The organism is Paraburkholderia diazotrophica, from assembly GCF_038900755.1.
GTDB classification, from domain to species: Bacteria; Pseudomonadota; Gammaproteobacteria; order Burkholderiales; family Burkholderiaceae; genus Paraburkholderia; species Paraburkholderia diazotrophica_A.
The window spans coordinates 260,330-272,561 of the sequence record NZ_JBBPEN010000006.1 but is presented as its reverse complement, the minus strand read 5'-3'; the positions used below and the strand labels follow the sequence as shown (position 1 = coordinate 272,561).

Here is a 12,232-nt window from a genome sequence, read left to right as displayed (position 1 = left end):
TGTCACGCCCGGTCACTGTCCGGACACAATGTACGCCGCGCTCTCCATAAACAAAAATACATTCAAAAAATGCCATGCATTGTTTTTGGCTATGCAGTTCATCCCGATTGCGACGACAATGCGCTTGAACGATGCTCTGGACGAAACCCATGGACGGACATACGGTGCGTTATTCGTTGCGCCAGTTGCGGTACTTCGTCGTGGCGGCGGAAGCGCTTTCTTTCACCGCAGCGGCCAAGCGGCTGCATATTTCGCAGCCGTCGATTTCGACGGCGCTGGCCGATCTCGAAGCGTCATTCGGCGTGCAGCTTTTCATCAGACATCACGCGAGCGGCTTGTCTCTCACGCAACCGGGCCGCGATCTGCTGGGGCACGCACGCAATCTGTTGAAGAACGCCGAAGAACTGCAATTGACGGCCAAAGAAATGGACGGCGGGATGTCCGGCTCGATTTCGCTCGGGTGCCTGGTGTCGCTTGCGCCGCCCCTGATGCCGGGCATCATCAGCCACTTCGTGCAGGAGTATCCCGCCATCTCGTTCCGGACCACCGAGGCCCATCAGGACACGCTGTTGAACGGACTGCACGACGGCTCACTCGATATTGCGCTGACCTATAGCCTCGATATCGCCGATGGCATCGCGTTTACACCACTGCTTTCGCTGCCGCCCTATGTGATCCTGCCAAAGACGCACCGCCTTGCGCGGGCACGCAAGGTATCGCTCGCCGATCTGCTTCATGAGCCTTATGTGATGCTGGACCTTCCGCATAGCCGGGAGTACTTCTCGGCACTATTCGATGCGGTCGGCAGCCGCCCCACCGCGGCCTTCCGTTCGTCGCAGCCCGAAGTGGTGCGCGGCATGGTCGCCAATGGACTCGGCTACAGCATCCTTAACTTCCCGCTCAAGTCGAACCGGACCGTCGACGGCGAGGACTTCGTGACCAAGCGCTTCAAGGAGAACGTGAACGCCACCACGCTCGGCATCGCGCGATCCGGCGGCATGAAGCCGCGCGAAATCGTCAAACGCTTCTCGGCATTCTGCGAAACATACATTCGCCGCCTGCACATCGAATAGAAGTAATGGAAGCGGGCAGAAGCGCTGCATAGCACCAGGCTATTCAGTGCATCCAAAAACAGTATTTTGACTTGAAATTTGGATTGTTAGATTGGAGTTCATCGCGATACACACGCTGACACGGAGGCCGCATGGCAGCTCTTCCCACTCCGACGACCAATGGGCTCGACGTCGTTCGCAATCTGCGCGAGAACTGCGCGCGCCCGTTCGAGGACGCGCACTCGATGCCTCCCGCTGTCTATACGTCGGAGGCGTTTCTCGCACTCGAACGGCGTGATGTTTTTCGCAGCGAGTGGCTGTGCATGGGCCGCGCGAGCGCGCTCGCGAACCATGGCGACTATCTGACCGGGACGATCGACGATCAGCCCATCTTCGTGTTGCGCGATGTCAACGGCGAATTGCGTGCGTTCTCGAATGTCTGCCTGCACCGGATGTCGGTACTGCTCGAAGGACGCGGCAACGTGCGCCGCATCGTCTGCCCGTATCACGCGTGGAATTACACGCTCGACGGCGCGCTCGCGGGCGCGCCGCTGATGGATCGGCAAGCGGGATTCTGCAAGGAACAATACAGGCTGCCCGCGGTGCGCTGCGAGACATGGCAAGGCTGGATCTATGTGACGCTTAACGCGGACGCGCCGCCCGTGAACGCGCACCTCGCCGGTCTGACGAAGCTGATCGAGCCGTACGGCATGGGCGATTACGTCGAGACCTTCCACGAAGAGCACGTGTGGAACACCAACTGGAAGATCCTCGCGGAAAACTTCATGGAGAGCTATCACCTGCCGATGCTGCATCGCGCAACGGTCGGCCCGCATTCGAAGCTCGAAGAAATGGAATGCCCGCCGGGCTTTCCCGCGTTCAACTATCACTGGATCACGAAGGAAGCTTCGCTGCCGATCGGCAACGCGCATCCCGGCAACACGCGCCTGCAAGGCCACTGGCGCCGGACCACGGCGTTGCTGGCGATCTATCCGACGCATCTGATCACGCTGACGCCCGGCTACTTCTGGTATCTGATCCTGCAGCCGCAGGGCGTGGGCCGCGTGCATATCCAGTTTGGCGGCGGCCTTGCGCCTGAATTCATCGACGATCCGAAAGCAGCCGACTACATGGCGACGCTCAAGACGCTGCTCGACGAAGTGAACGCCGAGGACAGGCGCGGCGTCGAGGCCGTGTTTCGCGGCGTGCACGCGCCGCTCGCGAAGCCCGGCAATCTGAGCCATCTCGAGCGGCCGAACTACGACTTCGCACGCTATCTCGCGGGACGCCTCGGCGCGATGTGACATCGACGCCTCGCATGGACTGCCAACACTCTGCCGAGCCACCCATGTCAAGCCAACCATTTATTTCCTTCGCGGGCGTCAGCAAATCGTATGACGGCGTGCATAGCGTGGTCGAAGGACTGGATCTCGACGTCGCGCGCGGCGAGTTCGTCTCGTTGCTCGGGCCATCGGGTTCGGGCAAGACCACGACGCTGATGATGCTCGCCGGTTTCGAATCGCCAACGCGCGGCGAGATCCGCCTCGCGGGCAAGCGTCTCGACGACAAGCCGCCCCATCAGCGCGATATCGGCATGGTGTTCCAGAACTATGCGCTTTTCCCTCACATGACGATCGCCGAGAACGTGGCCTTCCCGTTGTCCGTGCGCAGAGTGAGCCGCAGCGAGCAGAAGACGCGCGTGATGCGCGTGCTCGACATGGTGGAGCTATCGCATCTGGCGGGACGGCGTCCATCGCAACTGTCGGGTGGCCAGCAGCAGCGCGTCGCGCTTGCACGCGCGCTGGTGTTCGAGCCGAGCGTGGTGCTGATGGACGAGCCGCTCGGCGCGCTCGACAAGCGGCTACGGGAAAACATGCAATATGAAATCATGCGGCTCCATCGCGAACTATCGCTCACGATCGTCTATGTGACGCACGACCAGAACGAAGCGTTGACGATGTCGGACCGCGTCGCCGTGTTCTCCGATGGGCGCATCCAGCAGGCGGCCACGCCGACCGAACTCTACGAAAACGCGGCGAACGCATTCGTTGCCAATTTCGTCGGCGAGAACAACGGACTGACGGGCCGCGTGATTCCGGACAACGGGGAATGGGCCGCGATGCAGCTCGCCGACGGCAGCACCGTCTATGGACGCGCGGGCGCGGGACTCGCGATCGGCGATCACGCGATGCTGGCGTTGCGCCCCGAGCGCGCGCACATCGCGGCGACGCCCGACGCCGAGCAGGAAGCGTCACGACGGAACATGAACGTCTTGCATGCGCACGTGGAAGAACTCGTTTATTGCGGCGACCATCATCGCGTTCATCTGAAGCTCGGCCACGGCGAAACCGTGGTCGTCAAGGTGCCGAATACGCAGCACCGCGATCTGCCCGCGCCAGGTCATCAGACGGCCGTGACCTGGCATCGCGACGACTGCAAGGTGCTGCCCGCAGCCGAAGTCCTGCGCGCCGCCGGACCCTCTGACAGCGCAACCCGCCCCGCCACTTTCCGTTCCTCGTCCGCCTCGCCACTCATCGCAGGAGTCAACTGAAAATGAAAACCAACATTTCGTTATTCCGGACCACCGTCGCGGCGTGCGCGCTAGGTGTCTTCGCTGCCGCTACGGCTCACGCGGCCGATACGATTTCCGTCGTCACGTTCGGCGGGGCCTATGAAGCCGCCGCGAAAAAGGCGTGGTTCGATCCGTTCACCGCGAAAACGGGCGATCAGTTCGCAACCGAATCGTACGACGGCGGACTTGCGAAGCTGCAGGCGATGGAACAGGCGAAGAACCCGACGTGGGATCTGATCGACCTCGAAACCAACGACGCGATCACCGCATGCGACGAGGGCCTGATCGCGAAGTTCGACAAGGCGTCGCTGGGCAGCACCAGCGACTTTCTGCCGGGCTCGCTGAGCGACTGCGCGGTTGCGGCGATGGTGTGGTCCACGGTCTATGCGTACGACACCAGCAAGCTCAAAACGGCGCCGACCAGCATCAACGATTTCTTCGACCTGAAGAAATTCCCCGGCAAGCGCGGCATGCGCAAGTCGCCGAAGGTGGCGATGGAGTGGGCGCTGATCGCCGATGGCGTCGCGCCGAAGGACGTCTACAAGACGCTGGGCACGCCCGCCGGCGTCGATCGCGCATTCAAGAAGCTCGATACGATCAAGTCGAGCATCGTCTGGTGGGAAGCGGGCGCGCAGGCGCCGCAGCTGCTCGCCGACGGCGCGGTCGTGATGACGCAGGCCTACAACGGCCGCATCGACGATGCCGTTCACAAGGACAAGAAGCCGTTCAAGATCGTCTGGGACGCGCAGGTGTACGACTACGAATGGTGGGCCGTGGTCAGCGGCGCGAAACATGCCGAGGCGGCGCAGAAATTCATCGTGTCGGCCTCGACGCCGCAAGCCTACGCGGACCTGTCGAAGTACATCGCCTACGCGCCGCCGCGCAAGAACGCGATTGCGCTGATCGACAAGGCGCGCCTGAACGACCTGCCGACCGCGCCGGAGAACTTCAAGCGTCCGCTGCAAATCGATGCGACGTTCTGGGCCGACAACGCCGACGCGATCAACAAGCGCTTTCAGAACTGGCTCACGCAGTAACGCCAGCGCGCAAAGACGTCATCAGAGAGATTCACGACGATGAACACGCCGCTGCCGACCACTGCTCCTTTTGGCCGCGGCCCGCGTGCCGCGGATCGCGAGTCGTTTCGCGCCGTGCGCCGCAAGGCTGCGATGCGCGCGCTGCTGCTCGCGTTGCCGCTGCTCGTCTTTCTGCTGGTGACGTTCGTTGCGCCGATCGCGAGCCTGCTCGGCCGCAGCGTGCAGAACCCCGAAGTGCGTGACGGCATGCCCGAACTGAGTGCGGCGCTGGCCGCATGGAATGGCGCGGGCGTGCCCGGCGAGCCGGCATTTGCCGCGCTCGCGCACGACCTGAAGCGTGCGGGCGAAAACGGCCAGCTCGGCAACATCGCGCGGCGCATGAACTTTTATCAGCCGGAATTCCGCAGCCTGCTCTTCAAGACGGCGCGCGCCACGCGTTCGCAGACACCCGCGCAATGGAAGCCTGCGCTGGTCTATCTCGATGCGCGCTGGAACGAAGCGGAAACCTGGCGTCTGCTCAAGCGCGCGTCCGTTTCGCCGACACCCGACTATTTGCTGAACGCCGTCGACGCGCAAGTCGCACCCGACGGCTCGGTTGCGCCCGTCGCAGCCGACAGCGCCGTCTACCGCGCCGCCTTCGGACGCACCGTGACGATCAGCGCGACGGTCACGCTGCTGTGCCTGCTCTTCGGCTACCCGGTTGCGTATCTGCTCGCGACATTGCCGGACAAGCAAAGCAACCGCCTGATTCTCTTCGTGATCGTGCCGTTCTGGACCTCGCTGCTCGTGCGCACGACCGCGTGGTATGTGCTGCTGCAACCGGGCGGCGTGATCAACAGCGCACTGACGCGTCTCGGGCTCGTCAGCCATCCGCTGCCGCTCATCTTCAACCGCACCGGCGTGCTGATCGGCATGACGCACATTCTGTTGCCGTACATGATCCTCGCGATCTACTCGGTGATGAAGAATGTGTCGCCCGTGTACATGCGCGCGGCGAAATCGCTCGGTGCGCATCCGGCCGTGGCTTTCGTCCGCGTCTACATTCCGCAGACGCTGCCGGGTGTCGGCGCGGGATGCTTTCTCGTCTTCGTGCTCGCGCTCGGCTATTACATCACCCCCGCGTTGCTGGGCGGCGCCGGCGACGAAATGATCAGCCAGCTGATCGCGTCGCAGACCAACGAGCGGCTCAACTGGGGCCTCGCGGGGGCGCTGTCGTGCTATCTGGTCGTCTTCACGGCCGTGTTCTATTTCATCTTCAACAGGCTGGTCGGGATCGACCGCTTGCGCTTCGGTTAGCACGCAGCGAGGCGCGACGATCACTCCGTATCGCTCATCGACAGGCGGATTCACATGAAAGACGGACGCACGCAGCTACTTTCGGAGCGCATCGCCGGCGCGGGGCTACGCGTGCATTGCGCAACCATGTTCTTTTTCCTGGTCGCGCCGATCCTTGCAATCGTGCCGCTGTCGTTCAACTCCGGCTCGTTTTTCTCGTATCCGATGCAGGGCTTCTCGCTGCGCTGGTACGCGCAGGCGCTCGGTTCGCCGGACTGGCAGCGCGCGTTCGTGAACAGCATCGGCATCGGCGCGGCATCGACGCTGATCGCGACGGTGCTCGGCACGCTGGCCGCGCTCGGCTTGAGCCGCGCGCAGTTTCCGTTCCGCTCGGTCATCATGCCCGTCATCGTGTCGCCGATGATCGTGCCCATCGTGGTCGTCGCGGCGGGCTTCTATCTCGTCTTTTCGCCGCTCGGCCTCGTGAATTCATACCTCGGCGTCGTGCTTGCGCATGCCGCGCTCGGCACGCCGTTCGTCGTCGTCACGGTGACGGCGTCGCTGCTGTCGTTCGACCAGAGCCTGCTTCGCGCCGCGTCGGGACTGGGGGCGCCGCCGTGGGTCGCATTCCGCCGCGTCACGCTTCCGCTGATCGCGCCCGCCGTCGCGACGGGCAGCGTGTTCGCGTTCGCGACTTCATTCGACGAAGTGGTCGTCATTCTGTTTATCGGCGGCCCGGACCAGCGCACCGTGCCAAGGCAGATGTGGAGCGGCATCCGCGAGCAGATCGACCCGTCGATTCTTGCCGTCGCCACACTGCTGATGGCATTCGCCATCGCGCTGTTTGCGTGCATGAACTGGTTACGCAAGCGCGCTGCGGCAGCTAGCCGCTCGTTTGCGTGAGCCGCACGTTTCATTTCATCCGGACATTGGAGGCATCGACCCGTCACGGCCCGTCCGCGCTTAGAATCGCAGGCATGAACGCAATCGCCGCCCTGCCGATGTACAACGTGTCGCCCGCGCTCGCGGCCGACTGGCACGCGCTGCTCAAAGACGTACTAAAGCATGTCGATCCAGCCACGCTAATCGTCGAGCCGGACGATCTGCATGCGTTCTGGCGTCAACCCGGCCTGCTGATCTCGCAGACATGCGGCTATCCGTACGTGCTCGGCCTGCACGAGCATGTGCAACTGATCGCGACACCGCATTTCGACGCGCCGGGCTGCGAGGGCGCGACGTATTCGAGCGTGCTCGTCACCCGGGCCAGCGCGCAGTACGATTCTCTCGACGCATGTCGCGGCGCGCGTGCCGCATACAACTCCACCGATTCGAACAGCGGCTACAACGCGTTGCGGCACGCGGTTGCGCCGCTCGCTCACAAGGGCCGGTTCTTCGGCGCGACGTTGGAGACGGGCTCGCATCTCGGCTCGCTTCGCGCGCTCGCCGACAACCGCGCGGACATCGCCGCGATCGATTGCGTGACGATGGCGTTCGTGCGCGACGCGTATCCGCAGCTCGCACGCGCGGTGAAGGAAATCGGCTATGCGGGCGCCTCGACGGGCTTGCCGTTGATCGCGTCGAAGAACATATCGAGCGAACAGATCGGCGCCCTGCGCGTCGCGCTCAATCACGCCATCGCGACACAGCCTGCGCGTGCGCGACGCCTGCGGCTCAAGGGCTTTTCGGTGTTGCCGCGCGAAGCGTACGACTGCATCGCGCATATGGAAAACGAGGCGCGCGTAGCGAACTACGCGCGCCTCGCATGACGTCGAGTATCTAAGCGTTATCTGTGCGTTATTCGACGTCGAGCACCAGCAGCTGCGCACCGTCGGCGACCTGATCGCCGACGCCGTACAGCACCTCCGCCACCTTGCCCGCTGCGGGCGCGCCGATCGTGTGCTCCATCTTCATCGCTTCCATCACGATAAGCGCTTGTCCCTTCTCGACGACGGCGCCCTCTTCGACCAGCACCGCGATCACCTTGCCGGGCATCGGCGCGGTGAGACGTCCTTCGCCGTGCTCGGCATCGGCTGCATGCGCGAGCAGGTTCTGCCATTCGAACGCCAGCGCTTCGCCGCGGCAAAACACATGGAACGTATCGCCGTCGATGAACACACGGCCTGTCACGTGCGCGTCGCCGATCGTCGCGCCGTATTCATGCTTGCCCGCGCCCGTCCACCATCTGAACGGCTCCGTCATGCCATCGTGCGTAAGCGTCCGCGATTCGCCATCGCGCGAGAAAACCGCTGTAAATGCAGACTCTTTTTCGACGTCGCGCCAGTTGAGCGTCTGCGTATAGCCGCCGTTCAGGCGCCAGTGCGACAGCGCATCCCACGGCGACGCGCCGTGCGCGACCCCGCCTTCGCGCGTCATCAGCGCGCCGCAAGCGAGCGCCAGCGCTTCGCGGTACGGCTTCGCGACGGGCGCGAACAGCGCATCGCGATGACGCTCGATCAAACCCGTGTCGAGGTCGCCCGTCGAGAACGGCACGCTCGTTATGATCCGTTGCAGGAACTCGACGTTCGTATGCGGCCCGACCACTTCGCAGTCGCGCAACGCATGGCTCATGCGCTTCAACGCTTCGTCGCGGCTCGCGCCGTGCACGATCAGCTTCGCGATCATCGGGTCGTAGAAGGGCGTGATCGTGTCGCCTTCGCGCACGCCGCTGTCGATGCGCACAGGCGCGCGTTCGCCGCCCAAGCCGAGCGAGAACTCGACGCCTTCCGGCATGCGCAGATGCTTCAACGTGCCCGTCGACGGCAGGAAACCGCGCGCGGGATGCTCGGCGTAGATACGCGCTTCGATCGCATGGCCTTCGATCTTCAACTGGTCCTGCGCAAGCGGCAGCGGCTCGCCCGACGCAACGCGCAGCTGCCATTCGACGAGATCCTGGCCCGTGACCATCTCCGTGACGGGATGCTCGACTTGCAGGCGCGTGTTCATCTCCATGAAGTAGAACTCGCCGCCCGCCGTCATGATGAACTCGACCGTGCCCGCGCCGACGTAGTTCACCGCGCGCGCCGCCGCGACGGCCGCCTCGCCCATCGCACGCCGCACATGCGGCTGCAATCCCGGCGCAGGCGCTTCTTCGAGCACTTTCTGATGGCGTCGCTGCACCGAGCAGTCGCGATCGAACAGATACACAGCGCCGCCGTGCTTGTCCGCGAACACCTGCACTTCGACGTGGCGCGGCCGCGTCAGATACCTTTCGATCAGCACGCGGTCGTTGCCGAAGCTGCTCGCCGCTTCGCGCTTGCACGACGCGAGCGCGGCCTCGAAATCTTCCGTGCGCTCGACGACGCGCATGCCCTTGCCGCCGCCGCCCGCGCTCGCCTTCAGCAACACGGGATAGCCGATTTCGTCGGCCTGTCGATGCAGCAGATCGGCGTTCTGATCGTCGCCGTGATAGCCCGGCACGAGCGGCACGGCGGCCGAATGCATCAGCGCCTTTGCGGCTGCTTTCGAGCCCATCGCGGCAATCGCCTCAACGGGCGGCCCGATGAACTCGATGCCCGCCTTTTCGCACGCGTGCGCGAAGTCCTCGTTCTCCGACAGGAAGCCGTAGCCGGGATGAACAGCCTGTGCGCCCGTCGCAAGCGCCGCTTCGATGATGCGTTCGACGCGCAGATAACTCTCGGCCGCCGTCGATCCGCCGATGTGCACCGCTTCGTCGCATGCGGCGACGTGCTTCGCGTTCGCGTCGGCGTCGGAATAGACCGCGACGCTCGTGATGCCGAGCCGCTTGCAGGTCGCGGCGACGCGGCAGGCAATTTCGCCCCGGTTCGCAATCAGGATCTTGTTGAACATGAGGTGTCTCGATGGGGTGTTGTTCTGTGTGCGCGTGCCGTCGCGTTCGGCTTCATATGCCGCGCGTTCACGCGCGCCACGACGGCGAACGTTTTTCGAGGAACGACGCGACGCCTTCACGTCCTTCGACGCTCGCGCGAATCTGCGCGATGCGCGCCGCCGTATCCTCGATCAACGCCGCGTTCAGCTCGCGGCCTGCTACGTCCTGAACCAGTTGCTTGCAGGCCTTCACCGCTTGCGGGCCGTTCGCGCACAGCGTCGCTGCGATCTGCTGCACGGTTTCGTCGAGCTTGTCAGCGCTCACGCATTCGCTCACAAGCCCGAGACGATATGCCGTCGCGCAGTCGAACTGCTCGGCTGTCGTGAAGTAGCGGCGCGATGCCTGTTCGCCAAGCGCGCGGATCACATACGGCGCGATCGTCGCGGGAATCAGCCCCAGGCGCGCTTCGGAGAGGCAGAATTTCGCGCTATCGACGGCCACGACGATATCGCACGCCGAAATCAGGCCCATGCCTCCCGCGTATGCGTCGCCGTTCACGCGCGCGATCACCGGCTTGTTGCAGCGGTAGATCGACGCGAGCATGTCGGCGAGACGCATCGCATCGGCGCGGTTCTCGTCATCCGAGTAACCAGCCATCTTCTTCATCCAGTTCAGGTCCGCGCCCGCGCAGAACGCCTTGCCGTTCGCGGCGAGCACGACGGCGCGCACGTCGTCGCGTTCGTCCAGCGCGCGAAATGCCGAAGCGATGTCCGCGATCATCGCTTCGTTGAACGCGTTGCGCACGTCGGGACGATTGAGCGTGACGGTGGCGATCCGGTTATCGAACGCGACGATCAGGTTTTCGTATTGCATGATCCTGGGCTCCTCGATCGATGGCATTACATGCGGAACACGCCGAAGCGCGTTTCTTCGATCGGCGCGTTCATCGCCGCCGACAACCCAAGGCCCAGCACGTCGCGCGTCTGCGCGGGGTCGATCACGCCGTCGTCCCACAAGCGGGCGCTCGCGTAATACGGATGGCCCTGATGCTCGTACTGCTCGCGGATCGGCTGCTTGAACGCCTCTTCCTGCTCGGCCGTCCACGTGCCGCCCTTCGCTTCGATGCCGTCGCGCTTCACGGTTGCGAGCACGGATGCCGCCTGCTCGCCGCCCATCACCGAGATGCGCGCATTCGGCCACATCCACAGGAAACGCGGCGAATACGCGCGGCCGCACATGCCGTAGTTGCCCGCGCCGAACGAGCCGCCGATGATCACCGTGAACTTCGGCACCTTCGCGGTCGCGACGGCCGTCACCATCTTCGCGCCGTTGCGCGCGATGCCTTCGTTCTCGTACTTGCGCCCCACCATGAAGCCCGTGATGTTCTGCAGGAACACGAGCGGTATCTTGCGCTGGCAGCACAGCTCGATGAAGTGCGCGCCCTTCAACGCTGACTCGGAAAACAGAATGCCGTTGTTTGCGACGATGCCGACCGGGTGCCCCCAGATATGCGCGAAGCCGCACACGAGCGTCGTGCCGTAACGTGCCTTGAACTCGTCGAACGCGGAATCGTCGACGATGCGCGCGATCACTTCGCGGATATCGAAGGGCTTGCGCGTATCGACGGGAATCACGCCGTACATGCTCTTCACGTCATAGCGCGGCGGCTTCGGCTCCTGCATCGCGACGGGCACGTCCTTGCGCCGGTTCAGATTGCCGACGATGCTGCGCGCAATCGCGAGTGCGTGCGCATCGTTTTGCGCGAGATGATCGGCGACACCGGAGAGACGCGTATGCACGTCGCCACCGCCGAGATCTTCCGCGCTGACCTCTTCGCCCGTCGCCGCTTTGACCAGAGGCGGCCCGCCCAGAAAAATTGTGCCCTGGTTCTTCACGATGATCGACTCGTCGCTCATCGCGGGCACATACGCGCCGCCCGCCGTGCACGAGCCCATCACGACGGCGATCTGCGGAATGCCTTGCGCCGAAAGATTCGCCTGGTTGTAGAAGATGCGGCCGAAGTGATCGCGGTCGGGGAACACATCGTCCTGATTCGGCAGGTTCGCGCCGCCCGAATCGACGAGATACACGCACGGCAAGCGGTTTTCCTGCGCGATTTCCTGCGCGCGCACGTGCTTCTTCACCGTGACGGGATAGTAAGTGCCGCCCTTCACGGTCGCGTCGTTGCAGACGATCACGCATTCCTGGCCCGCGATGCGGCCGATGCCCGTGATGACGCCCGCGCCCGGCGCATCGTCGTGATACATGCCGAACGCCGCAAGCTGCGACAGTTCGAGAAACGGCGTGCCCGGATCGAGTAGTTGCGCGATGCGATCGCGCGGCAGCAGCTTGCCGCGCGACACGTGCTTGTCGCGCGCAGCGGGGCCGCCGCCCAACGCGAGCTTGCTGATCTTCGCCTTCAGGTCTTCGACGAGGGCTTCGAGCGCCGCCGCGTTCGTGCGGAAATCGTCGGAGCGCGGATTCAACTTTGATTCGATGATCGGCATCG

10 protein-coding genes are annotated in these 12,232 nt (G+C 63.9%); 7 read left to right on the top strand and 3 right to left on the bottom strand.

What is annotated here, in order from left to right; all coding sequences use genetic code 11:
• The first annotated feature begins 149 nt into the window (after window positions 1-149).
• The 7 genes from AABE10_RS20800 (at window position 150) to AABE10_RS20770 (ending at window position 7,702) form a co-directional block, all read left to right on the top strand.
• Entirely contained in the window at window positions 150-1,073 is a 924-nt protein-coding gene (locus AABE10_RS20800) for a LysR family transcriptional regulator (RefSeq protein ID WP_342935130.1), read from the top strand.
• A 131-nt stretch (window positions 1,074-1,204) separates the two neighbouring features.
• Window positions 1,205-2,356, top strand: a complete 1,152-nt coding sequence (locus tag AABE10_RS20795; RefSeq protein WP_342935129.1) for an SRPBCC family protein — start codon at window positions 1,205-1,207, stop codon at window positions 2,354-2,356.
• Between the two features lie 44 nt (window positions 2,357-2,400).
• A complete protein-coding gene (locus AABE10_RS20790; RefSeq protein WP_342935128.1) occupies window positions 2,401-3,603 on the top strand; it encodes an ABC transporter ATP-binding protein in 1,203 nt (400 codons plus the stop codon).
• Window positions 3,604-3,605: 2 nt separating this feature from the next.
• Entirely contained in the window at window positions 3,606-4,661 is a 1,056-nt protein-coding gene (locus AABE10_RS20785; protein ID WP_342935127.1) for an ABC transporter substrate-binding protein, read from the top strand.
• Window positions 4,662-4,700: 39 nt separating this feature from the next.
• Window positions 4,701-5,957, top strand: coding sequence for an ABC transporter permease (locus AABE10_RS20780; RefSeq protein ID WP_342935126.1), 1,257 nt, complete (start codon window positions 4,701-4,703; stop codon window positions 5,955-5,957).
• Window positions 5,958-6,011: 54 nt separating this feature from the next.
• A complete protein-coding gene (locus AABE10_RS20775) occupies window positions 6,012-6,839 on the top strand; it encodes an ABC transporter permease (RefSeq protein WP_342935125.1) in 828 nt (275 codons plus the stop codon).
• 74 nt (window positions 6,840-6,913) lie between these two features.
• On the top strand, window positions 6,914-7,702 hold the full coding sequence (locus AABE10_RS20770) for a phosphate/phosphite/phosphonate ABC transporter substrate-binding protein (RefSeq protein WP_342935124.1): 789 nt from the start codon (window positions 6,914-6,916) through the stop codon (window positions 7,700-7,702).
• A 28-nt stretch (window positions 7,703-7,730) separates the two neighbouring features.
• On the opposite strand, the gene AABE10_RS20765 is transcribed toward AABE10_RS20770, so the two are convergent.
• The 3 genes from AABE10_RS20765 to AABE10_RS20755 form a co-directional block, all read right to left on the bottom strand.
• Entirely contained in the window at window positions 7,731-9,743 is a 2,013-nt protein-coding gene (locus tag AABE10_RS20765) for an acetyl/propionyl/methylcrotonyl-CoA carboxylase subunit alpha (RefSeq protein WP_342935123.1), read from the bottom strand.
• A gap of 67 nt (window positions 9,744-9,810) precedes the next feature.
• Window positions 9,811-10,596 carry an enoyl-CoA hydratase/isomerase family protein gene (locus AABE10_RS20760; RefSeq protein WP_342935122.1) on the bottom strand — a complete coding sequence of 262 codons (786 nt, stop codon included), beginning with the start codon at window positions 10,594-10,596 and terminating at the stop codon, window positions 9,811-9,813.
• Window positions 10,597-10,622: 26 nt separating this feature from the next.
• A complete protein-coding gene (locus tag AABE10_RS20755) occupies window positions 10,623-12,230 on the bottom strand; it encodes a carboxyl transferase domain-containing protein (protein ID WP_342935121.1) in 1,608 nt (535 codons plus the stop codon).
• Window positions 12,231-12,232 lie beyond the last annotated feature (2 nt).